Source organism: bacterium (genome assembly GCA_022763185.1).
GTDB lineage: Bacteria > Bdellovibrionota_G > JALEGL01 > JALEGL01 > JALEGL01 > JALEGL01.
Map to the genome: position 1 here is coordinate 331,482 of JALEGL010000006.1, position 23,607 is coordinate 355,088.

26 protein-coding genes and 1 tRNA gene are annotated in these 23,607 nt (G+C 38.2%); 19 read left to right on the forward strand and 8 right to left on the reverse strand.

Features of this window, described 5'->3' with window-relative positions; all coding sequences use genetic code 11:
- The first annotated feature begins 54 nt into the window (after positions 1–54).
- Complete coding sequence (locus MRY82_04255) at positions 55–516, forward strand: peptidylprolyl isomerase (protein ID MCI5072141.1); 462 nt, start codon at positions 55–57, stop codon at positions 514–516.
- 38 nt (positions 517–554) lie between these two features.
- On the opposite strand, the gene MRY82_04260 is transcribed toward MRY82_04255, so the two are convergent.
- On the reverse strand, positions 555–965 hold the full coding sequence (locus MRY82_04260) for a PilZ domain-containing protein (GenBank protein ID MCI5072142.1): 411 nt from the start codon (positions 963–965) through the stop codon (positions 555–557).
- Between the two features lie 32 nt (positions 966–997).
- Positions 998–1,402 (reverse strand): PilZ domain-containing protein, encoded by a 405-nt coding sequence (locus MRY82_04265; GenBank protein ID MCI5072143.1) that lies wholly within the window; start codon positions 1,400–1,402, stop codon positions 998–1,000.
- Between the two features lie 252 nt (positions 1,403–1,654).
- On the opposite strand from MRY82_04265, the gene MRY82_04270 reads away from it, so the two are divergent.
- Together MRY82_04270 and MRY82_04275 are read left to right on the forward strand one after the other, a co-directional pair.
- Complete coding sequence (locus MRY82_04270) at positions 1,655–3,097, forward strand: Do family serine endopeptidase (GenBank protein MCI5072144.1); 1,443 nt, start codon at positions 1,655–1,657, stop codon at positions 3,095–3,097.
- A complete protein-coding gene (locus MRY82_04275) occupies positions 3,097–3,702 on the forward strand; it encodes a CvpA family protein (protein MCI5072145.1) in 606 nt (201 codons plus the stop codon). The genes MRY82_04270 and MRY82_04275 overlap by 1 nt, the downstream gene beginning before the upstream one ends.
- 14 nt (positions 3,703–3,716) lie before the next feature.
- On the opposite strand, the gene MRY82_04280 is transcribed toward MRY82_04275, so the two are convergent.
- On the reverse strand, positions 3,717–4,544 hold the full coding sequence (locus MRY82_04280) for a hypothetical protein (protein MCI5072146.1): 828 nt from the start codon (positions 4,542–4,544) through the stop codon (positions 3,717–3,719).
- A gap of 412 nt (positions 4,545–4,956) precedes the next feature.
- Between MRY82_04280 and rho the strand changes: the two genes are divergently transcribed.
- The 10 genes from rho to MRY82_04330 all read left to right on the forward strand — a co-directional run bounded on the left by rho (position 4,957) and on the right by MRY82_04330 (position 15,277).
- Complete coding sequence (gene rho / locus MRY82_04285; protein ID MCI5072147.1) at positions 4,957–6,204, forward strand: transcription termination factor Rho; 1,248 nt, start codon at positions 4,957–4,959, stop codon at positions 6,202–6,204.
- A gap of 398 nt (positions 6,205–6,602) precedes the next feature.
- On the forward strand, positions 6,603–6,920 hold the full coding sequence (locus MRY82_04290; GenBank protein MCI5072148.1) for an integration host factor subunit beta: 318 nt from the start codon (positions 6,603–6,605) through the stop codon (positions 6,918–6,920).
- Positions 6,921–7,039: 119 nt separating this feature from the next.
- Positions 7,040–7,456 (forward strand): hypothetical protein, encoded by a 417-nt coding sequence (locus tag MRY82_04295; protein ID MCI5072149.1) that lies wholly within the window; start codon positions 7,040–7,042, stop codon positions 7,454–7,456.
- Entirely contained in the window at positions 7,447–8,058 is a 612-nt protein-coding gene (locus tag MRY82_04300) for a hypothetical protein (protein ID MCI5072150.1), read from the forward strand. Before MRY82_04295 ends, MRY82_04300 begins: the two co-directional genes overlap by 10 nt.
- A 14-nt stretch (positions 8,059–8,072) precedes the next feature.
- Positions 8,073–8,957: a hypothetical protein gene (locus tag MRY82_04305; GenBank protein MCI5072151.1), complete on the forward strand. Its 885-nt coding sequence runs from the start codon at positions 8,073–8,075 to the stop codon at positions 8,955–8,957.
- A gap of 8 nt (positions 8,958–8,965) precedes the next feature.
- A complete protein-coding gene (locus MRY82_04310; GenBank protein MCI5072152.1) occupies positions 8,966–12,325 on the forward strand; it encodes a tetratricopeptide repeat protein in 3,360 nt (1,119 codons plus the stop codon).
- Between the two features lie 36 nt (positions 12,326–12,361).
- On the forward strand, positions 12,362–13,651 hold the full coding sequence (gene serS, locus MRY82_04315; protein MCI5072153.1) for a serine--tRNA ligase: 1,290 nt from the start codon (positions 12,362–12,364) through the stop codon (positions 13,649–13,651).
- Positions 13,652–13,679: 28 nt separating this feature from the next.
- Positions 13,680–13,769, forward strand: a tRNA-Ser gene (locus tag MRY82_04320).
- A gap of 478 nt (positions 13,770–14,247) precedes the next feature.
- On the forward strand, positions 14,248–14,664 hold the full coding sequence (gene dut / locus MRY82_04325) for a dUTP diphosphatase (protein MCI5072154.1): 417 nt from the start codon (positions 14,248–14,250) through the stop codon (positions 14,662–14,664).
- A gap of 1 nt (position 14,665) precedes the next feature.
- Positions 14,666–15,277 (forward strand): M15 family metallopeptidase, encoded by a 612-nt coding sequence (locus MRY82_04330; GenBank protein MCI5072155.1) that lies wholly within the window; start codon positions 14,666–14,668, stop codon positions 15,275–15,277.
- Positions 15,278–15,289: 12 nt separating this feature from the next.
- Here the strand turns inward: MRY82_04330 and MRY82_04335 are convergent, their stop codons facing one another.
- Positions 15,290–15,628 (reverse strand): hypothetical protein, encoded by a 339-nt coding sequence (locus tag MRY82_04335; protein ID MCI5072156.1) that lies wholly within the window; start codon positions 15,626–15,628, stop codon positions 15,290–15,292.
- A 51-nt stretch (positions 15,629–15,679) separates the two neighbouring features.
- Positions 15,680–16,366, reverse strand: a complete 687-nt coding sequence (locus MRY82_04340) for an RluA family pseudouridine synthase (GenBank protein ID MCI5072157.1) — start codon at positions 16,364–16,366, stop codon at positions 15,680–15,682.
- Positions 16,367–16,426: 60 nt separating this feature from the next.
- Between MRY82_04340 and MRY82_04345 the strand changes: the two genes are divergently transcribed.
- The 4 genes from MRY82_04345 to MRY82_04360 all read left to right on the forward strand — a co-directional run bounded on the left by MRY82_04345 (position 16,427) and on the right by MRY82_04360 (position 19,671).
- Positions 16,427–17,047: a glutathione S-transferase family protein gene (locus MRY82_04345; protein MCI5072158.1), complete on the forward strand. Its 621-nt coding sequence runs from the start codon at positions 16,427–16,429 to the stop codon at positions 17,045–17,047.
- The gene (locus tag MRY82_04350) at positions 17,040–17,996 is read left to right on the forward strand and encodes a rhodanese-related sulfurtransferase (protein MCI5072159.1); all 957 of its coding nucleotides are present in this window, start codon (positions 17,040–17,042) and stop codon (positions 17,994–17,996) included. The genes MRY82_04345 and MRY82_04350 overlap by 8 nt, the downstream gene beginning before the upstream one ends.
- Positions 17,989–18,654, forward strand: a complete 666-nt coding sequence (locus MRY82_04355; protein ID MCI5072160.1) for a hypothetical protein — start codon at positions 17,989–17,991, stop codon at positions 18,652–18,654. The genes MRY82_04350 and MRY82_04355 overlap by 8 nt, the downstream gene beginning before the upstream one ends.
- Positions 18,655–18,789: 135 nt before the next feature.
- Positions 18,790–19,671: a hypothetical protein gene (locus tag MRY82_04360; protein MCI5072161.1), complete on the forward strand. Its 882-nt coding sequence runs from the start codon at positions 18,790–18,792 to the stop codon at positions 19,669–19,671.
- A gap of 26 nt (positions 19,672–19,697) precedes the next feature.
- On the opposite strand, the gene MRY82_04365 is transcribed toward MRY82_04360, so the two are convergent.
- On the reverse strand, positions 19,698–20,132 hold the full coding sequence (locus MRY82_04365) for a high-potential iron-sulfur protein (protein MCI5072162.1): 435 nt from the start codon (positions 20,130–20,132) through the stop codon (positions 19,698–19,700).
- 97 nt (positions 20,133–20,229) lie between these two features.
- Positions 20,230–20,778 carry an ATP-binding protein gene (locus tag MRY82_04370; protein MCI5072163.1) on the reverse strand — a complete coding sequence of 183 codons (549 nt, stop codon included), beginning with the start codon at positions 20,776–20,778 and terminating at the stop codon, positions 20,230–20,232.
- A gap of 205 nt (positions 20,779–20,983) precedes the next feature.
- On the opposite strand from MRY82_04370, the gene MRY82_04375 reads away from it, so the two are divergent.
- The gene (locus MRY82_04375) at positions 20,984–22,051 is read left to right on the forward strand and encodes a PLP-dependent cysteine synthase family protein (protein ID MCI5072164.1); all 1,068 of its coding nucleotides are present in this window, start codon (positions 20,984–20,986) and stop codon (positions 22,049–22,051) included.
- A 2-nt stretch (positions 22,052–22,053) separates the two neighbouring features.
- A complete protein-coding gene (locus tag MRY82_04380; protein ID MCI5072165.1) occupies positions 22,054–22,671 on the forward strand; it encodes a hypothetical protein in 618 nt (205 codons plus the stop codon).
- Positions 22,672–22,682: 11 nt separating this feature from the next.
- On the opposite strand, the gene MRY82_04385 is transcribed toward MRY82_04380, so the two are convergent.
- Positions 22,683–23,498 (reverse strand): M48 family metallopeptidase, encoded by an 816-nt coding sequence (locus tag MRY82_04385; protein ID MCI5072166.1) that lies wholly within the window; start codon positions 23,496–23,498, stop codon positions 22,683–22,685.
- Between the last annotated feature and the right edge of the window lie 109 nt (positions 23,499–23,607).

Below are 23,607 nucleotides of genomic sequence, written 5' to 3' on the forward strand. Positions count from 1 at the left end.
GGGTGTGACAAAAAAGGAAAGGGTAAAGCAGTGTCTGAACATTCTAAAGCAATCATGGAAACAACAATGGGAACCATAGAGTTGGAGTTCTTCCCAGATAAAGCTCCTAAGCATGTTGAAAACTTTATTAAGCTTGCTCAAGATGAATTTTATGATGGAACCCGTTTTCATCGAGTGATTCCAGGTTTTATGATTCAAGGCGGAGACCCCAACAGTAAGCTGGACGATAAGAGTAAGCACGGCACAGGTGGCCCTGGCTACACAGTAGATGCCGAGTTTAATGATACCAAGCATGTTAGAGGTGTTTTGTCTATGGCTAGAAGCTCAGACCCTGATAGTGCTGGGAGCCAATTTTTTATCATGGTTGATGATGCGTCACATTTAGATGGACAATATACAGCCTTTGGTCGAGTGACGGATGGTATGGATGTTGTGGACAAGATTGTTGCTGCTGAACGTGACGCTAGAGATAATCCCCTAGAAAAAATTGAGATTAAAAACATTACCATTAAGTAATAATGATAGAAGAGTAGGGGGCTTTCCCCCCTCTTCACCTAAGCGTATGCGTGCAGCATGATTTTTGCTTGCAGGAAGCGTTGTTTTAAATAAGAAAGAATGGTTCTTTTTGACTCAAACCCATGGCTATAATCAATATTTAAACCACAGCGCAGCCAATAAGGGCTTGCTTCTGGAGATGTTTCAATGCGAGTCCATTTAACCACAACATCTACTGGAATAATGCCATAAGGTTCTAGGTTGAGATAAATTTTCAATTTTTGGCCAGGAACCAAACTATTGGCGCATACAATTTGTAAGCCGTGCGCAGAAAAGTTTTTAGTTTGTGCCTGGAAAAGCTGACCATCCTGCTCTTGAGCAGTAATGTCAGCGTTTTTAGTGAAATGCAATGCTGAACTGTACTTCAATCGAAGGTTTTGTCGTGCATTGTTTTGAGGTGCTAAAGTCATAAAGCCTCCAAAAAAATTAGTCTATTTGTAAACTAAAAGGAAATTTCTTCGCCAAAGAAATCTTCAGGTGTGTCGGCAAATGAGCCAGGATCATGTGGAAGTTTCCATGGATTGGGCATAGGCTTGACAAATCGGACACCAATTTCGTAAACAGGCTTTTCTGAGGTGTCTAAAGCATCGCTGTCATGTTTCCAAACAACTTGACCTAGCATTTGCAAGGGAAGTTGGTTGTGAGCAATGAAGACTTTTACAGAAACACGTTGTCCTACATAAATATCCAAAGAGGTTTCCATAGCAAGACCTTGCGAGCTTAAGTCAGTGCAAATGGAAGATAAATCAGCCTCTTTGCCAATTTGAGCTGGGAGTTGGACTGGGAATCTGGGGATGCGGCGTTTTTCAAATTTGTCTGCGGATACTTGTTCTTTAAATGAAGCCATATACATTTCCTATTACTAAAGGGTTAAAAATACAAGATAAAATTAACTTCAGTTGTTTTTTACAGTTTGAAACGCTAGGTAAACCGCCCTTCATAAAACAACCACAGGAATATCATCTATCCAATTTCAATTAATTATAACACAACGCATTATTTGTCAAGATATCTTCTTGTTGCTCAGTATTGACGAAGTAAGATAAATGTCTATGATCATTTAGGTTTAATTATGTGGATGCTCGATAAGGAGAAAACAATGAAGAATATATTTAAGGTGGGGCTTGCCTGTACTTTAATTGGATTACATAGCGCACAAGCTGCTTTTTGGCATAATGGTCAAGATCATCGTGATCGCTTGGTGAATAAGGATTTAAAAAACCTATCTCCCAAAGCTTATGTCAATGTTGCCAAAGCCAATGCCAATGCAGTGGTTAATATTAGAGTTGAAAAGCTCGTTAGCAATGGCCAAGGCAATATCAAGTCATTTGGCCCCAATCTCAATCAAGAATTTTTTGAGAAATTTTTTGGTTTTAAAAACCCGCAAGAGATGCCAAAGCAAGAACAACGAGGCTTAGGGTCCGGTTTTGTGATCAGTGAGCAAGGCTATGTTGTGACCAATAATCATGTGGTTAAGGGTGCCAATAGAGTTGTTGTTATTTTTTCTGATGAAAAAGAATATGAAGCAAAAGTGATTGGACAAGATGCTAAAACCGATTTAGCGCTTTTAAAAATCACAGATCAGAAAAGAAAGTTTCCTGCAGTGGTTTTGGGAGACTCAGATCAGTTAGAAGTAGGTGATGTGGTTGTTGCTATAGGTAATCCTTTTGGTTTGTCGCATACGACTACACAAGGTATTGTCAGCGCCAAAGAGCGTTCCATTGGTATCAGTGAATATGATGATTTAATCCAAACCGATGCATCCATTAATCCAGGAAACTCAGGAGGTCCTTTGCTCAATATTCATGGTGAAGTCGTAGGGATCAATACAGCCATCATTGCTTCTGGGCAGGGACTAGGTTTTGCTATCCCCATTAATATGGCCAAAACCATTCTATTAAGTTTAAAAGAAACAGGAAAAGTGGAAAGAGCTTGGTTGGGTGTACAAATTCAACAGTTGACGCAAGACCATGTTAAAGCCATGCGTCTCAAAAGTAATCAAGGTGCTCTGATTGCGGAAGTAATTAAGGGGAGTCCAGCAGAAAAAGCCGGTTTAAAAGCGGGTGATGTTGTGGTTAAATTTGGCAATAAAACCATAGAAAAATGGACGCAGTTGAGCGCCGTGGTGGCAACATCAAGTACAAATAAAAAAATAACAATGAAAATTATTCGTGATGGCCGAGTCGTGTTTCCCAAGGTTAAACTTGAAAAACGCAAAGAAGACCTGAAACCACAGAGCAGCGTTGAGAAGTCTGTAAAACAAGGTTATGATGCTTTGGGCTTGGTTGTTGAGCCTTTAAATAAAGGGGCAAAAGAAAAAGGCTTAAAAATTGTAAAAGTTAAACCAAATAGCCAAGCCTTTAAAGAAGGCTTAAGGAAAGGGGATATTATTTTACAGCTTAATCAGCAAAACATGACCAGCACTGAAAAATATGCAAAACTGATTAAGGATATACGTCCTGGAGATTATATTTTAATGCGTGTTCAAAAACAGCAAAGAGCCTTGTTTATTGCATTTCGTTTTGAAGGAGAAAAAGATTAGTGGCACAACTTGATCTGTTATGTCTGGTAATTTTAGCTTTGTTTGCCATCTATGGGTTTTTTAAAGGCTTCTTTACGCAAGCCATGAGCCTTTTGGCAATTGTATTTGCTTATATTGGAGCGCCTAAGCTTTCTCCAGGAATAGAGCATTTCATCAACGGCTTTGTAAAATTACCGGATATAGTTGGCTCTCGAATAGCTTTACTGATAGCAGGTTTGGCTATCTTTATGGGGGTACAACTTTTTTCTAAGCTGGTTCACAACCACGTCATTAACTCCTTAAGTATTACAAAATATGCCAACCGATTTCTTGGTTTTTTAACAGGTATCGCCAAAGGTGTTTGCGTTATTTATCTGCTATACGTCCTTATTTCATGGCATCCTGACGCCAATAATATTTACGCCAATACCCAAGTTATGACTTGGATTGAGCATTCACCCCTACAAAGAAGGTTTGCAAAGCCAGTAATTTCTAAAGCCAAACAAAAGACCATCCAAAAAAAAGTTGTTGAAGGTAGAGAAAAAGTAGAAAAAAAAGTCACTGAGCACATTCAATCGGAGTTGGCCAATCAGTCTTTAGATCAACTTCTTGAAACTATGGATTGAAGTTAAGTCCCGGATCAAAATTTAAATGAAATAACAAAATTATGCATCGGTCTACTCTGTTTTTGAAATTGTAAGACCTGTTGATTCATTTCCTGATCTATTTTATCGTTGTACCGTTCAACGGAAAATGGAGCGTCGGCAATATCGGCAATATAAGAAAACAGTCCAATGAGAAAGCCAGTGACTTGTGTTGATCTAGAGTCATCATAGTAGCCTTTAACAAAAAGTCCAATGCCTGCAACTCTTAATCCTGTAAAGATGCCTGCAGGGATATAGTCTTCTGTATACCAATGGCCCATGCCAGGAACAACAATTCCAGCAGTCGTTGCTAAGGTCATGGCGCGCTTAGGGTCTTTGTATGGTAAGTTTTTAGCTACGAGAGTATCTTGTTGAGCAATGCCAACATTAACAGGGGGTTGAGGTTTGGAGGCTTTTTCCCGTTCTTGTAATTTTTTTAAATTGTATTGTGCATCTTTAAGGTAAATAGAATGCGGATTTTCATCAATAAACTGCCGCCATAGTTGAATTTTTTCTGTTAAGGAGAGGGTCTTTGCTAAACCTTGAGCTTTAAAAAATAACGCAGTATCTTTGGCTTTTTGGTTTTCCTGATTTTCTAAGCTTTCTTTGGGTACTAGCTGTTGAAGTGATGCAATGTTATGTTCAAGCTCTTTTTTGTACAGACTGTTGGGGTTTTCTTTGAGGTAGGTTTCTAAAGCTTCTAGACGTTTTTCAAGACTTAAGTCTCGCATGTTGATTAGCATGTTACTGTAGGCCGTTGTGTCATCATAGGCAAATACAGTCAATGGACCAGATAAAAGCATGGCAATAAGTAACAGAAACATAAGCTTGTTTTGACGCATAAGTGCGTATTCTAACATAATTTTTTCCAAGACAAAATGATTACAGTAACTATAAATTGAGGGTGGTGCTTTATTATCCTCAAAACACAGAAAATGAAGAGCTTTGAATAATCATAAGAAGCTTTAGTTAAGCACTGGCTGTAGATTTTTTTCCGAAGCAGGTCTTTCATATCGAAGAATAAAATATAAAACAGTTGCTTTTATATTATTTTTTGATTAAAGGTGCTTTGTAGATCTTGTGATGGATTTGATAATCCTGCAAGCGTCTCGCCTCTGTAAAAGTATTCCAATACATTGTGTAAATGGCCACTGTGGCAAATGAGGTAAACAGTTCAATCATTAAATTTTGATGGTAAAAAGTTAATTGAATATAAATAATTGATATGGGGTTATTGTGAATTTACGTGAATTAAAAGAGAAAAAAGTAAGTCAGTTGAACGAGTTGGCTGAGGAACTTAAAGTTGACGGCGCAGGTGCGTTAAGAAAACAAGAGTTGATTTTTGCTATATTGCAAGCAGCATCAGCAAAAAAAGAAGCCATTGATGCTGAAGGCGTATTAGAAATTTTGCCTGATGGATTTGGTTTTTTACGTTCAGCGGATTGTAATTATATCCCTGGCCCCGATGATATTTATGTGTCCCCAGCACAGATTAAGCGCTATCATATTAAAACAGGGGATACCATTACCGGCACTATTCGTCCGCCAAAAGATTCTGAGCGTTATTTTGCACTGCATAAATTAGAAACAATCAATGGTGATAAACCGGAGAAGTTTAGAAATAAAGTGCACTTTGATAATCTTACACCCCTTTACCCAGAAGAAAGAATTCAACTTGAATCCAATCCAAAAAATTACTCTACACGAATCATGGATATGATGTGTCCTATTGGTAAAGGACAACGGGGTTTAATTGTGTCACCACCAAGATCAGGTAAAACAACTATTTTACAAGATATAGCCAAGTCTATCAGTAAGAATCACCCTGAAGTTGAGTTATTGGTGCTGTTGATTGATGAGCGTCCTGAAGAAGTGACCGACATGAAGCGTACAGTTAAAGGTGAGGTTGTTAGTTCTACCTTTGATGAGCCAGCTCAACGCCACGTGCAAGTTGCTGAGATGGTGATTGAAAAAGCAAAGCGTCTGGTGGAGCACAAAAAAGATGTGGTTATCTTATTAGACTCTATTACACGTCTAGCACGAGCATACAACTCTGTTGTTCCTGCATCTGGAAAAATTCTCTCCGGAGGTGTTGATTCTAATGCCTTGCATAGACCTAAACGGTTTTTTGGTGCTGCAAGAAATGTTGAAGATGGCGGTAGTTTGACCATTATGGCTACAGCTTTAATTGATACCGGTTCAAGAATGGATGAAGTCATTTTTGAAGAATTTAAAGGTACCGGTAACATGGAAATTGTTTTGGATCGCAAGATTGCAGATCGTAGAATTTATCCTGCAATTGATATCAACCGTTCTGGAACCAGAAAAGAAGAGTTGTTGTTGGAAGAAACAACACTAAATAGAGTTTGGGTGTTAAGAAAACTTTTGCAGCCACTTAATGGAGTGGATGCCATGGAATTTATTTTAGATAAAGTCAAAAAAAGTAAGTCTAACGAAGAGTTTTTGGAATCGATGAACCAGTAGTCGTCTTTAAAATATAACACGAGTAAAACTTTTCTCATCGCTGGAGTTTTTAGAAAAAACTTTAGGAAGTAAGTGGAAGGTTTTTCTGTCCAAATTTAAGCGCTATTTTTGGTCAATGACAATCTGGATTTATTTTTTATAAAACCTTTAAAAACTAGAATTTAACTTTTTAGCTTGCTTTGAAAAAAATTATAAGAACGTTATTGTAATGATTGAGCTTGTGGTTAGCCTTGCGCAGCGACAGCTCCAGATTGGTCAAAATAATACCCTTGCGTTGCTCACACTGTTTTGTGCTGATGCATATCAGGAAGTTGACCCAATAAATAATTTTTCTTTTGATATCAGGGGCTTATTGTGTCATTATAGAAAAAGTAAAGAAGATTGCGAAAGAAGGGTGCATGACAAAATCTGATTTAATAGAGAATCTATCTGAAAGAATTAACCTTCCCAAACGTCAAGCGGAAATGATTGTTGAGTTGATATTTGACTCAATGATAGAGGCTTTACAAAGCGGTGATCGTATTGAAATTAGAGGTTTCGGTAGTTTCAAAATAAAAGATTATAAGGCTTACATGGGTCGCAATCCAAAAACAGGTGAGAAAGTTTCTGTTAAACCTAAAAAGCGGCCATTCTTTAAAGTCGGCAAAGAACTTAGAGAAGCTGTTAACGAGGCTTATTTAGAGAGCTTAAAGTCAGAGGTATCTGAAGACTTTTAGTCTTTTTAATAGGCTATCAGTGACAAGCTGGCTGACGACTTAGGATCTTCCTTATAAAATTATAAAATAAAAATAGTTTTTTTTGTGGTTTTTCTCAATTATTTGTTACACTTAAAGCTATGAGGTTTTTTACACAATTAAGTTTTGCGTTTGTTCTATGTGGGTTAGCACTTTTTATTAATGGATGTTCATCTAAAACCAGCGGTGGTATTCAAGGTGGTTCAAGATCACAGGCAGAAAAATTATGGGGAAATGAGCGAGTATGCTTACCCTGCCATGCTTTTCAACAACCTATTGCACGTAGACATAGCTATCGTTGTGACACATGTCACTTGGGTAACCCTTGGGCTGAGGAAAAAGATGATGCTCATGATGGTTTGATTCGTAACCCACAAGCTCCAGAAAACATTGATCAAACATGCAACAATTGTCATCAAAAGGTGCTCGGTAGAGACGTGCCTTACAGTTCAGAGTTTATTCGTGATGTTGTAGTTTCGCATAAACGTCAGCCAGGAGATTCATTAGAATGGGAATAAAAAGATTTTTTTCAGGTGTTTGTTTTTGTCTTGCAGTCAGCTTATTACTAACGTCTTGTTCGGGAAGTAAAGGCGGCGCAGCTGTTGGAGGCTTAGAAGGTATTCCAAGTGATAGGCCTGTTGTTAAAGCATTGATCAGTGCCAGAGAAGTTGATGTAACCGGTGATGACAACTCACTGCTGCCAGACAGACTAGGTTTGCAAGATGTGGTTTATGTTATAACCAACCCTCGCGGCGGAAATAGAAAAGGTTGGGTTAAAATTAGTAGAAACCCATCAGATACGGAAGGCTTTGGCTGGGTCGAGCGTAAAAATATACGGATTTTAACCAATTACACTCAGGCAGGCGCTGGAGCGTCATTGCCCGCTGATAACGGTGGGTTTTCTGATGTGCCTATTGAAAACTCTGGCTTTGATGCCGATCAAGCACCACCTCCAGCTGATGATTTTTCTGATCCTAGCATAGACGATGGTTTTGATGCGGGAGAAGAAAGTGGCTTTGATGACTTTTCTGATGATTCAAGTGGCGATATTTTTGATGATGCGGGTGGATCAGGTGAAGAAGATTTATTTTCTGAAGAAGACTTGTTTGGAGATGAGTAAACCGGTTTGTTAACATGAAGCCTTCGTTATTGAAGATTTGTTACGGCTTGTTTTTTTGTAGCTATGTTTCCTTAGGACTGGCTCAAGGTATTTCTGAAACATCTTTAGTAAAAAACTTTTTTTACAATCCAGATAGCTTATCGTTTGGAGGAGCTGGAAGAGCAACCTATTCTTCTGGTCAAAATATGATTCTAAACCCTGCGATGATAGCAAGGCATAAAAACAAAGTGAGTTTTGGTGCTTCTTACATGTCAGCAGGTGTAACGGATTCTTCTCCAATTTCATTGTTTGCAACAGATTATAGAGCAACTCAAGCAGTTTCTTTTGGGGCATACTATGGTTATGAGAAAGCTACGGTTGAAGGTACAGAAGCTAAAATTAACTATGCAGCCATTGCAATAGCCAAAGACATTAGCCCACAGCTTTTTGTAGGCACCAGTATAAAAGGCTATAAGACCAAATACTCAGGAATGGAGACAGGTGGTCCAGATGGGATAGATGCTGATTTGGGTATCCAATTTAAGCCATCCGAATACATCACCTTGGCTTTTGCCATGAATCATATTTTCCAAGGCAGAAACTTTGAAGAGTTTCCGTTATTGGTTGCTGGAGGAATTGCTTTAGAACTCGAAGGTACGGGTAAATTACTGGTAGATTTAGAAAAAGATGTTTCAAAACCTAATGAAAATAGTTTTAATGCCTACTTTGGTGGAGAAGTTTTATTAACGGATGGGTTTTTTTTAAGAGGAGGCTTTGGGATTGATAATGTTAGAGAAGCTGATTTTTTCAGTGCCGGTTTGGTTTTGCAAGGGCCTAAGATAAATTTGGTGGGTGTGTATTCACAGACAGTTAATCCAGTAGATAAAACATTTGGCGTTAGCGCAGATATTCTTTTTTAGGTGCAAAGATGGGTGATTTTGAAGATTTTTTTGAAGATGATGAGCTTTTAACCGAAGACAATGAAAAAGAAACGGCAGCAAAGAATAAGCAAGAAAAACCCAAGCAGCCAGAACAAGTTCAGAAAACAGAAGCCGTAGCCAAAGATAAAACTGATGATGACGATATGTCTCCTGGAATGATAGACCTGGAAGCCATTGAAGCTACTGGGGGCTACTCTTTTGATGAAGATGATAACGAAAATGTTGAAAATGCTGCAGATGCAAGCCCTGACCAAAAAGAACTTGAATCTACCCAAAATAATATTTCTTTTGATGAAGAAGACAGCACCTCTATAGAGGAAACTGCCAGTATGGCGCAAGTTGATTTTTCTTCAGATGATCAGTCTGAAGAGCAGGGGCAGGAAACAAAAACCTTTAAGCATATAGAGCATGATGAAGAAGATATTGACCTTAAAGAAGTTCCACAGCATGAGCAGTTGGATGAGAATTCAAGTGTAATTAAACAATCTTTGAAGTTAAGCGAAGAAGAAAAACAACAAAGAATCAATTCTGTATTAGAAAAATCAGCTCAATCAATTTTAAGTCAAGCTCAAAATGAAAAGGCACAAGAGAAGAGTCCTGAAACGACAAATAACTTGTTTGTTAATTTAGATGAAAGTGAGCTGTTCAGCAATATAGAAACTTTAGATACAGAGCCGTCAAACACTTCTAAGAAAGACAGTCAAGGTATAGATTTTGGTGATGATGAAAAAGAAGATTTAGTATCGGATGAAACTAAGGACAATATCAATCAAGTTAAGCAAGATGACACATCAACCGTAGTTGGCGTAAGTTCAGGTGGTAAAGCAGAAGATTTTGATGCTTTTGAAAGCTTCTTAAAAGAGGAGCTTGAACAGGAGGAACAAGAAGATCCAATTTCTGAGATCGTGGAAGATTTGGCTGAGCAGAAACTAAAGTTTGAGTTGCCAGCATGGTTAAGTCAGATTTCGATGCCCAAGATACCGATTTGGCCAGTTGTTGCATTGATTGTGGCATCTTTAATAACGGTCACTTTTTTCTATAGAAAAACGATTGAACAAGTGGTGTTTAATCGTACTCCGTATAGTCCGCCAACAGAAACACAACTTCAAAAAATATCTATTATTACAAGCAAAGCAAAACAAGAGTACCTGTATGATCATGTACTTTCACAAAAAAAGGCGATCTCGTACCTTAATGAAAGTCTGTTGATTGATCCGAGACATAAAGAGACATTATATCTCAAAGCTCTGGTCGAAGCGCAAATGCTTATTGATGAGGCAGTAGTAAAAAAGACAGTTAAAAATGGTAATGCTTTGGTTGTATTGGATGAGTTTTTTCCTGATAGTGAGCAGTTTTTAATTGCAGAAGCTTATTCACTGCTGGCTTCTGAACAAATAGAAAAAAGTTTGGCTCAGTTTAAAAAATTAAAAAAGATTTACCCAAAAAACATAGACCTAAGCATGGGGTACGCAGAGGCCTTAGTTAGAGAGGATAAGTATGATGAAGCCTATCAAGTCTTAGCATCAATCAATTCAGGCCACAGAAGAGTCCACTTTTTAAAAGCATTTTGTCTCAGTCAGCTTGATACAAAAAGAGCTTATGAGATTTATATGAAATCAATTGATAATATAAGTTCATACCATCCCAAGTTAGAATTTTTAAAACTTAAAATGCAGCATAATAATGAATTGTTGGACAATGAATTGATCAGCAAATTTGAAAATAATTTAAAAAATAATACAGCAAAGTATCCATCGTCATTATTGGCTGCAAGTTATGTTATTTTATCTGAAGTTTTTCTTGAAAACCAAGACATAGAAAAAGCGGTACTATTGTTAAAAAATGCTACAAAAAATTCAACAGATGACAAAACCTTTTTTAAGATGGCGCTTCTACAGAAAAAAATAGGAGATACAAAGGGAGCGATTGCTTCATTTCAAAAAGCCTATGAGCTGTCATCCAATAATGAAAAGTATCTCATTGAATATTTATATGCGCTGAGAAAATCAGGAGAGTATAAAAAAGCGATTAACCTTGCAGATGAAAATAGTGAAAAATATAAACAGTCAGGACACTTTTTATATGAATATGCATTGATTAAAAAAGGTTTACTAAGAACAGATGAAGCACTTGAACACCTAGAACAAGCAAAAGAAATAAGTGATAAAATTGAGTATGATATTGCAATTGCAACGATTTATATGGAAAAAGATGATTATGATCAAGCCTATAAAACAATTGGAAAAATTTTAGAAAAAGATAGTCAAAATGAGTTGGCTCTCATCTATAAGGGCAAAATCTTAACAGCGTATCATGTTTTTGGTTTAGCAGAGAAAAGCTTAACATCAATAAAAAAACCATATGTTAATGCTTATCAAGTTTATCAGGCCTTTGCAGATTATTATTTGGCAACTGATAAGAAGACAGACTTAACCGGTCTAATGCGTGAAGTAGAAAAGACAGACCTCAATGCTTATGAAAAAGATATGTTGTTGAGTAAAGAATTATTGGAAAACAAAAAATATGAAGAAGCCTTAGAGCGTTTAAAAAGCCATCAACTAAAAGATAAAAAAGACATTGAACTGAATGCCTTGCTTGGTCAAATCTATTTTGCAAGCAACAACCCAAAACAGGCTATAGCAGTTTTAGAAGAATCAATGAAAATTAACCGAGGTGATTTTGAAACCTTATTTTTACTAGGAAAAGCTTTGATTGATATTGGACAGTTGGATGCCGGAATAGAAAAATTATTGTTGGCCAGTGAAATTCAAAGTAAAGTACCCAATATCTGGTTTGAGTTACAAAAGGCGCACATTGCCAAGGATAATCAAGAAAAAGTAGCATTTTATTTTAAACAAGCCATAGATAAAAATGCGCAATATTTACCTGCCTATATCAGTATGGCGGATTATTATTTTTCGTCCAACTTGTATAGCAAAGCTAAACCTCTTTATACGAAAGTTATACAAATAGAACCAAAAGCAGAGCAGGCATATTATAACTTAGCAGTTATTGAAAAGTTTAATCGCAATACAGATAAAGCTAAAAGCTACTTTAAGAAAGCAATTCAGTTGAATAGAAAAAATAGTCAAGCCTATATTGCACTGGGTATTTTAGAGGAAGAAGGCAGAAATGTTTCTGTTGCACAAAGACTATTTGAAAAAGCAAAGCAAGTAGATCCCAATAATCCAGAGCCTTACTATTTATTAGGTCTATCGTATAGACAATCAGGACGTTATCAAAGAGCAATACAACATTTTCAAAAATATTTGGATTTAAATCCCAATGCTAAGGATAAGCAAGCCATTGAAGATGAGATTACTTTTCTTAGAAAAAATATGAATTAGTTTGACCAATCTTAAAGCAGACGTTTAATACGCCTTATGGCCATAGATCATAAATATTTTATAGATAACCTACAGGCAATTGAGAACTCACTTCAGAAAAGAAACAGTGACTTTGATATTGAGGGTGTAAAACAAAAAGTTGAGCAGCGTAATCAACTGCAACAGCAGCATGATGAAAAAGCTGCAAGTGCAAAAGAAGCTTCGGGTCAAATTGGACAGCTTTTTCAGCAGAAAGCAGATGCAGCAACCATAGAGACAGCAAAAAATAAAGCATCTCAGCTCAAAGAAGAGCTTCAGCAGATTAAAGAACAGTATGAAGCCCTTAATAAAGAGTTGGTGGGCGCTTTGCTGGCTATGCCAAATATCCTTGATGAGAGCGTTCCCCAGGGTCAAAATGAACAGGATAATCACTCCGTGATGACATGGGGTGAGCCTAGACAATTTAGCTTTAATGCACGTGCGCATGAAGATTTGGGTGAGGCTTTGGGTATTTTAAACTTTGAACAAGGTGCAAAAGTTACCGGCTCAAGGTTTACCGTATTGCATGGCTGGGCAGCACAGCTTGAAAGGGCTTTGGTAAACTTTATGCTGGATATGCATCGCAAAGCGGGCTATAGCGAAATCTCTGTACCTTATCTGGCCAATGCCCAAGCCATGACCGGCACCGGTCAATTGCCCAAGTTCAGTGAAGATGCTTTCAGCCTTGTTGATCCACAATATTACCTCATTCCTACAGCAGAAGTTCCCGTCACCAATATTTATGCCCATGATATTTTAGACGCTGAGCAACTGCCTTTATCGTATGTTGCTTACAGTCCCTGTTTTAGAAGAGAAGCGGGTTCATATGGACAAGATACCAAAGGCCTGATTCGTCAACATCAATTCCATAAAGTTGAGTTGATGCGTTTTACCCATCCACAAGAATCTGAAGACTTACATGAAGCATTGACCATGCAAGCTGAGGCTGTTTTACAAGCTTTGGAACTTCCGTATAAAAAAATGCTTCTCTGCGCAGGGGACACGGGTTTTGGAGCAGCAAAAACCTACGATTTAGAGGTTTGGTTGCCCAGTCAAAAAAAATATCGGGAAATCTCATCCTGCTCTAATTTTAAAGATTTTCAGGCCAGACGGGCCAATATTCGCTTTAAGTCCAAAAATGGTGGAAAACCAGAGTTTGTCCATACCCTTAATGGCTCGGGTTTGGCTGTGGGCAGAACCTTATTGGCCCTGCTTGAAAATTATCAGCAAGAAGACGGAAGCATAGAATTACCAAAAATTCTTTCCCCTTACATGCAAGATATGTTAAAGATACAACTTCAAAAATAAGGGGCATCTAAGCTCTTAATTTTTAAGCGGAGGATTGGCCGAGTGGTTGAAGGCACCGGTCTTGAAAACCGGCAAACGGGCAACTGTTTCGGGGGTTCGAATCCCTCATCCTCCGCCATAAAAATTTGATCCCTTTAGGGATGAAATTTTTATGTTGAGTTGTTTGAGATTTGAACGCATATCCCGGGTTAGGAGGAACAAAAAGCACTGCTTTTTGTGACGGAATGCTGGGAGGTTTGCCGAAGAGGCAAACCGAGACAGTGCGAAAATCCCTCATCCTCCGCCACTTTTTCACCTCAAAATTGTAGTAAGGGTAAGTTCGGTTGTTCTTAGTAGATTGTGCTTGGATTCGAACCCAGCTCCCTCTGGTCGCGGTTCGTCTATTTTTTGTGTGGGCTCCGCCCACATGGCTCATCCTCCATTGTTGCCAAATGATAGTAGTGATTGTTATACTGTAATGCTATCCAAGATAAAGAGTTAGCTGAGGTGCCAGGCATATTTTGTAACCAGCGTTCGCCTATAATGAGCTTGAATGCAGTTATCAGATACTAAAACTTAATCGTTGACAGAAACAACGCATGGGTTATTGAAAGCGGATGAATGTTAAGATTAAGAAATTAACCAATGAAGCTGTGATCCCTGCTTATGCCAAAGAAGGTGATGCCGGGATGGATTTAACTTGTGTGTCTGTTGATCAAACAGAGATGTTTGTTGAGTACGGTACGGGTTTGGCCTTGGAAATACCTACCGGCTACTGTGGTCTTTTGTTTCCCCGCAGCAGTGTTTCTAAAACGGGTCAATCTTTATGCAACTCTATTGGATTGGTGGACTCCGGTTATAGAGGTGAGCTGCGTTTACGCTACTATGCACGCAACACAGATATAACGTATAAACTAGGGGATAAAGTAGGGCAATTGTTGATTATGCCTTACCCATCAATCCAATTTGAAGAGGTCTCTGAATTAAGCAGTTCTGAACGTGCTCAAGGGGGCTTTGGTAGCACGGGTAACTAACATGAATAATGGAAAAGAACATTTTGTTGCTTTGGACACATTGGATACAGATATTCAATGTGAGTTACGCTACCATAGCACGGACAATTTCACCGGTGAAAAAGTGCCTGGCTATGAAGCCTCGCGCTGTTTTTTAAGTAAAGCTGCAGCGCAAGCTCTATTAAAAGTTGAAAAAGACTTAAAAAAACAGGGGCTGGGTTTAAAAATTTTTGATGCCTATAGACCACAAACTGCGGTCAATCACTTTATTGCCTGGTCAAAACAAGATGATAAAAATGATATGAAGCAACGCTTCTACCCTAAGCTTGAAAAAAAAGATCTTTTTAATGGTTATCTTTCCTGCAAGTCTGGACATAGCCGTGGGAGCAGTGTGGATTTGACTTTAATCAACAGTCAAGGCCAAGAATTGGACATGGGCACAGAGTTTGATTATCTCGATGAGCAATCACACACGCATAACCCTAACATATCTGAACAAGCGCAAAACAATCGTTTGATTTTAAAGCAAGCCATGGAAAAACACGGTTTTGAAAATTATCACCGAGAATGGTGGCACTTTTCTTTAGTTGATGAGCCGCATCCAGATACCTATTTTGACTTTGTCATTAAGTGATTGTAACTTTACTTAAGGAAATTGAATGCTGACGGTGATTTCACCGTTTTCATTGCTTTGGCAGCTGTAGCCTTCAAAACGCTGGCTCTGCTCTAGACATTCGCAGCTGTAACTTTCTACACAGAGTTCAGGCAAGCCTTGACAGCTGTAGTTTGTGGGAGAAGGATTGGCGCCGCCGGTTGTGGCTTCGCAAACCGGAAGAAACACGTTGCATGTGGCTGACCCTCCGCAATCAAAACTAAGGTTGCTTGGTACCGGAACTTGCAAAAAACCGTCGTCTCCCGAGCAGTGAATCAGGGTAATCAAACAAAGAGCAAATAACAAGTGCGTTATTAATCTACTATTCATCATGATCAACTATAGCAAAGCTTTACAATAGGTCAAAGCTTGACCTTATATAAATTATATTTGCCAAAACGAAGGGTAAGGGCTCTGAAACGTCATGTTTTCTGATTTATCAGGAACGGGCACGGTAATTTGCCAGGCATGCAAGTGCATAGGAGGCGAGGGCTCTGTACTCTCTATCAAACTTAAATAAAAATCATCACCTAAATCGTAAATAGGGTCTCCAACAATAGGACAACCCAAGTGTGCCATATGCACGCGCAATTGGTGACGACGTCCGGTTTTTGGGTAAAGTTTGACATAGCTGTACGGGGCATCAGTTTTAACAGTTTCAAAATGGGTTACAGCATTTTGCCCTTCTTGAGCCACTTTGCGTTTGATTTTTACCGTACTTTCTAGATCATCAGCCAAAAAATTATCTAAAGTTCCTTTATCTTGTTCAAGAAGACCCTTAAGTTGAGCAAGATAGATTTTTTCTAGACGGGCAGTGGAAAAAACTTTGCCATAAAAGCGTGCGGTTTCAATGTTTTTAGCTAAAATAACTGCACCAGAAGTTAGGCGATCTAGGCGGTGGACTGGTCGTATTTCTGGATCATCTAGTTGCTTTTTAAAAAAATCAACCAGGTTATCTTGTCCAGGTTTGCCGGCAGGATGCACCAACATGCCAGAAGGCTTATCGACAACCAAAATATTTTGGTCTTGATAAAGGGTATCGACATGATTGAATGTGTGTATGTAACTCATGAGTAAATTATCATTTCAGCTTGCAAGTTGTTAATGCACAGCTTATAAGGGCTATAGATCATGGATGCAACAAAAAAAATAACAGTTTTTTCTTACCGGCGCTGTCCTTTTGCTATGCGGGTGCGTATGACGCTGCATGAAAAAGGGATTGCTTTTGAGACACGAGAAGAAAAATGGGGCGCCTTTTCTCAAGAGTTAAAAGAAAAACATCCAGAAGCCAAAGTACCGGTTTTGGTGCATGGGGACACGGTTATTTATGAGTCTGCTATTATTACCGAATACATTGAAGATGCTTTTCCCAAGCATGCTTTGTTAAGTCAAGATCCCAGCCAGAGGGCCCAGATGCGCCTTTGGACTTATTGGTGTAATCATGTGTTTAAGCCGCATGTAGATCATTACAAGTACGGAACAGCCAGGTCAAAAGCAGAAGATGTTGAACAAGCACCAGAAAATCTAAAAAAAGACCTGCATAAACTTGAAGCAACGCTAAGTCAGCAGCATTACCTACTGGGAGATAAATTAAGTTTAGCGGATATTCATGTATTTCCATTTTTAAGGCAGCTTAATAAAGTTACCCCCAGATTAAGTTACTTGGATGATTGCCCAGCTACGTTAAAGTGGTTAGAAAAACTATTGGCACGTCCAGCATTTGAAAAAACCATGGAGAAAAAAAATGCTTAAATACATGCACAACATGAAAGAAAGAGAAGAGCTTGAACAATCTCTTGCAGCAGAAAATTTTGCGCGTATTCCAGCTTCTTTTTACAAGTATGGAAAAATAGAGAATCCACAAGACTTCCGCAATGATTTGTATAAATTCTGGTATCCCATGCGTGTTTTTGGCAGGGTTTATGTTTCTAAAGAAGGTATTAATGCGCAAGTGAGCGTGCCAGAGTTTTTATGGAATGAGTTTGTAGAAACAGTTCACTACTTTCCTCTTCTTAAAAAAACCATGGTGAATCGTTCGAGAGATCAAGGCAATGATGCTTTTTTAAAACTGGATATTAAATTGCGTGAGAAAATTGTAGCAGACGGAATCAAGGGTAATTTATTTGATGAAGTGACTCCAGGCGAGCATTTATCGCCAAAAGATTTTCATGAAAAATTAGAGCGTGGTGATGTTGTTCTTATTGATACGCGCAATGACTATGAGTGTGAAACTGGCCATTTTGAAGGGGCTTATTGCCCAGAATCCAAAACCTTCAGTCAGGTTTTACCGGAAATTAAGACCAAGTTTGCCAAAGATAAAGATAAAACTGTTTTGATGTACTGCACTGGTGGCATTCGCTGTGAAAAAGCCAGTGCTTATATGAAAAAAGAAGGCTTTAATCACGTCTATCAACTTAAAGGTGGGATCATCAATTACCTTAATACGGTCGAGCGTGAAGGTAAAGATTCTAAGTTTAAAGGTAGTCTATTTGTGTTTGATGGCAGAATGGCTGAACCAACTGTAAATGAAGTTTTAAGTCACTGTCATCAATGTGATGCAGCTTATGATGTTCATAGCGATTGTGCTAATGTTAAATGTCACAGCTTGATGATTCAATGTCCGAGTTGCGCAGAAAAATTTTCTGGGTGCTGCAGTGAACAATGTCAAAATATTATTTTAGGAGAAAAAGTTCATGTTTGATCAAAACGCATTTATTGATTTTATGTTAAAACATAAAGTGGTGGGGACTTTTGATGAAGCCATACAACTCAATTCAGGGCGCTACTCCAATTGGTATGTCAACTGGAGAGATATTGCTGCTGATGCCTATGCATTAGATTTGCTTTGCGATCAAGTCTTGGCTTTTTGCCAAAGCCAGGATTTGCAAGTGGATACATATTATGGCGTTCCAGAGGGAGCGAGTAAACTTGGTTTTTTATGTCAGTACAAATATGCTAAGCAATCCAGCAACTTTGCTCCAGGGTCGCATGTCTTATCTATGGGCAGAGGAAAAGTAAAAGCGCATGGAAGTCCTAAGGATCAATTTTTCTTAGGTGTTCCTAAAGGACGCACCCTGGTCATTGAAGATGTGACTACAACTGGCATGTCTTTGGTTCTCGCCATAAAAAAACTAAAAGAAGCGCAAGTCGATGTTATTGGAGCCATTGCCTTAACCAATAGAATGGATGATCCTAATATAGATGTTGAAAAAGAATTGGCCACATTAAATGTCCCTTATCTGTGTTTAAGTACAGGGAAAAGCATAGCTCAAAACATGTTGCATAGACATAAAGAGGGTCAATTAGACCTTTCTAAAGCTAGTCTTCAAGAGTTTGAGACTCTTGCTCAAAGCAATTAGTATCACTGTAGATAAATAATTATTTAAAATAAGTCCCTGTTTTTGTTGCGTGCGACAAAAAGGCGCTTGTGTATCAGTGATGCGGTATAATACGTTGCATTAAAATTAATTTTAAGGTTTTTTCTAGGGGGAAATATGAAAAATCTAAACTTAATGCACCTTATTGCATTAATTATGTTTGCAATTACGCTTAATGTTTATGGGCAAGAACCTGATTTTAAACAGGTAGATGCAGATGTAGAAACATATCATGTCGGTTTAGAATATAACGTGAGTTACTTAAAGACGGCACAGCAAAACTATGTTTTTGCTGTAAGATGTTCAAATGAAACTGAAAAGTGTTCTCTGCACTTTAAAATTACTGATAACAAGGGCCAACTGTTATTTGATATCTTGTTTGCCGATCAAAACGAACCCATGCTTAACAGCTTAGACTTGTTCAGCGACCAGACGGGGCACCGCTTGGAAGAGGTTTTACCAGAAATCAGCAGTTGTAAGGAGTTGGACACTTTATTTGCCAGTATGTACAATTCATACTTACGCTTTTCTGAAGATATTAAATTTGATGAAGCCAGCAATAGCTATGAAGGCTTTGAATATCATCATGCCACACCTTTGGTTTTTTTAACAAAATCAGTGTTACAATTGTCATTGCGACTTAAAGAAAAAGCTGATGGATCCATAGATGATTGTCAAAGAGAACATCAATTGGGAGATGTGCCGGTTTTATTTTGGAATATGGAAATGTGCCCCATAGCAAAAATCAGTAATGCTTTAGCGACTTTAAGAGGAGCTTCATCACTTTTAGGCATAGAATATCAAATGGCATGCGCAAAAAACTACAACGGTACATCAACCAGTAGGCCTATGTTAATGGGAGATGATGGAAGAGAAGTTTACCCAGCATCATCATCTGGTGGATGCGGAGGCTATAGTATAGGCCATAAGTTACGTCAATACGCAAACTTATACGAAAGCGCCCAAAAACAGTACCAAGAGGCTTGGTATTCAAAGTAAAAGCAGGGTTGACGTAAAGTAAACGATTATGCTTTTTTAGCCCAGGTGCTGCACCATCCCTTAGCTGGAACATAACCATCAGGTAAAAGTGTGCATTTACCGTAAGTTTTACCTGCCTCAGGTGTGTAGAAACTGCAGTTTGAGCACAATTGATCTTTGCTCTCTACATCTCCACGCTTAATTCTAAGAGCTGGGTCTGCATTTTTGGCATCTTCAACATACTTTAGGTTGACTGCCATTTTACTTTGCGGGTCTACATATTGGACAGAATCTTTAGGTGCTCCTGAGGGAACAGCTTCTGTGGCTTTTGCCTCAGGCGTTGCTTCTGTATTTGAGGTGTTTTTTTGTGGTTCAGTTGTTTGTTTAGGAAGCTCTTTTTTTTCAGAACTCGTACACGCACTTAAAAAAAATGCACCAAAACTTGCAAAAAAACTTTTTTCTATAAAATCACGTCTATTCATAATGTTTGCCTATATAACTCAAAATAGAGCATTTGATAATATATTTTACTGGATTAGATGCTTTTTAAGAGACAGCTCCTCTGGCCCAAATAGGGTTTTAAGCATAAATATCTAAGAGTGAAATGGGAGGGGTTTTTTTACAGTGTTGTAAAATAATTTGAGCTCTTTTAGCCAGAGGCATTTTTTTCACTTGAGTCAGTGGATAGTGTGCGTCTAAATAAAGTTGCTGAATGTGTTCACCAATGGTTTTGGCTTGCTCAAAGTTTTCAATTCTTGCATAATCTTGCTGAAAGTTAAGGGATTGTAAAAAGAAAATATGTTGGTATCTAAACTTGGATGCAGAATTGATATCATCAATGGGTAAACCATAAGCAGCACAGTCTAAAAGACCACGCTCAATAAAAACAAACTCTTTGGGGTCAAGTTGACTTTCTATATGTGTCTGAAATTTAACAATATCGCGTTCAAATTCAACTTGATCTTCACGTAAAGTTTGAGTGCTCAAACTTTGACTGTTTCCAATATCAATAAGACCTCTAGCAACTTCTGGGATAACCTTAAAACCCATTAAACGTAAGTAGTTCCCTAAGCTTGTTATCCCGGAGCTAGGAGCACCGGTAATGATATGCCAGTTGGTCTCAATCACAGTAGAGTTTTCTTATCTGAATCAGGGTTTAAATAAAAATATTTAAGGTAAAAACAAAATTTTACTGTAAAAAAAGAGTGCTTTTATAGAGTTTTTTTCTTTTTGTTAGATAGATATAGAGATGCTTCTGTAAAGTTTATGAGTTCAAAGTTGCGACCTTAAATTTTGTCTTTTGAAATTTTGAAAAATCAGATAGATAAGCTGCATGCAATGTAGAACATGGGTTTGTGAAGCGATTAAAACAATTGAGCAAGACTTTCAACGCTCAGCAGACACGCATTTATTTAAATTGAGTATTCCTAAATTAGAAAATATCCACTTATACTTTAAGGATGAGTCGATTCACCCTACCGGGAGCCTAAAACACAGATTAGCACGGTCTTTATTTTTACATGGCATATGCAATGGCAAAATTACTGCAAATACTACTGTTGTAGAGGCCTCTTCAGGAAGCACCGCGGTATCAGAAGCTTACTTTGCTCGTTTACTCAATTTAAAATTTATTGCGGTGATGCCCAAAAGCACCTCGGTAGAAAAAATTGAACAAATCAAGTTCTATGGTGGAGAATGTTTTATGGTGGATGATCACCGGGAGATTTATACCCAAGCGGAGCAATTGGCGCAAAAACTGAATGGCCATTATATGGATCAATTTACCTATGCCGAACAGGCTACCGATTGGCGAGGCAACAATAACATTGCAGACTCTATTTTTGAACAAATGGAAAAAGAAGATTTTCCTGAACCTACCTGGGTGGTTGTAGGCGCCGGAACGGGCGGAACATCAGCAACCATAGGCCGTTATATTCGTTATCTGTCAAAAACAACCAAGCTGTGTGTGGTAGATCCGGAAAACAGTGTGTTTTATGATTATTATAAAACCGCAGACAAATCACTGTGTTCTGAACATGCTTCGGGGATTGAGGGCATTGGCCGGCCAAGAGTAGAACCCTCATTTATTGCCAGCGTTATTGATGAGATGATTAGAGTGCCCAATGCAGCTTCAATTGCCGGGATTCATTTTTTAGAAAAGTTACTGGGCAAAAAGTATGGTGGATCAACGGGAACCAACCTTTTTGGCATGATTCACTTGGCCCATCAAATGTATAAAAATAAACAACAAGGCTCTATTGTAGGTCTGATGTGTGACAATGGCGATCGGTATTTACAAACCTACTACAACCCAACTTGGCTTAAACTCAAGGGTTATGATATTAATCAATGGTACAAGGCCTATGAAAATTTTTATCATAAATTAACCTGGTTAAAATAAAGATGGTTAATATTAAAAAACTCAAGTCTTATGAAAAACAGTTTTTTATGTGTTACCCTGGCGGTTTTGAAAACCCAGAAATGCAAGAAATTGCTAAAAAACATAAAATGCCAAAAACCATCGATTATGTGCAAACAGCATTCACTAAAAAAAGTTTTGATGATGTAGACCTATTGATGAGCAATTTTGCTAAGCTTGTTGGGAAATCCAGTATGGTTTCGGTTTTTGAAAAAGCAAAATTAAGAGACCATTTAAAAAGCATATACCAGGAAGATAAACAAAATTTATGTCAAGGCTTGTATGAACTCATCCATGGTAAGATGCAATTGGGTTTTGAAATCATTGTAGACCAACTGGTTAAAGCCAAGCTTGCCAAATGGACAATTATAACGGTTTTGCCCGTGTATTATAAACCCAAAAAAGAATACTTTATCAAGCCAACAACGGTGAAAAAAATTATACAGAATTTTGACTTAGATCTGATTTATAAGCCTTTGCCCAATTGGGCATTTTATAAAGCCATGCGCGGTGAGTTAGATCAAATGAAAAAAAACGTTGATCCAAGGCTGGCACCCAGCAATGCCGCCTTTACGGGTTTTTTAATGATGACCATGGAATAAACTTATGGTTCTTAGAGCGTTTCACCCAAGCCATATTTTTTTGCGGCTTGTTGGTAGTAATGTTTTGCATCGGGCAAAAGTCTTTTGATTGTGTTTATTCGTGTTATCCCGGCTGGGTGCGTTGACAAAAATTCAGGAGGAGCTTGTCCACCAGCTTGAGAGAACCTCTGCCAAAAGCGAAGCGCTTCTTCTGGGTTATAGCCAGCTTTGGCCATGTACTTTAAACCAACAACATCTGCTTCAGTTTCACTTTCCCGGCTGTGCGGCAGTGCAAAAGCAACATTTGATCCAGCACCAAAGATAGCCATGATTTGATCATGGGCTTGTGGGTTATTAAACAGGCCTGAGGTTGCTCCACTGAGGAGACCCAAGCCAAGCTGTTGTTTCATCTGCTGAGAAATACGTTGGCCAGAATGTCTTAACACCGCATGCGCAACCTCATGCCCCATGACGGTAGCCATGCCGGCTTCATTTTTGAGATAAGGAAAAATACCGGTGTAAAAAGCCACTTTACCGCCGGGCATACACCAGGCATTGATTTGTTCTGATTCAATAATTTTAAATTCCCAGTTAAAATTAGGCTGAGAGGCTTCTTGGGCAATGTTGTAACCCACGCGTTTTAAAATAGTATTGAGCCTTGGGTTTTTATTGATTTTTTCTTTTTGCATGACTTCAGCATAGGCTTGTTCACCCATTTTCTTTTCTTCAGCGGGTGTGGTGAGCATTAAGGTTTTTTCACCCGTTTCTGGAATCTCAACGCAGGAAGTGACAAAAAAACTAAAAATTAAAAAAAGAATGGTTTTCTGGATAGGTAACTTTTTGTACATGAAGCTTAATTAGCAAAAAAAAACAATCTGGTCATGTTTTGTGTTGATGAGCGGAATATAAAAAATAGAACTAAATGTTGAATGTAAATAACTAATATATAAATTTACT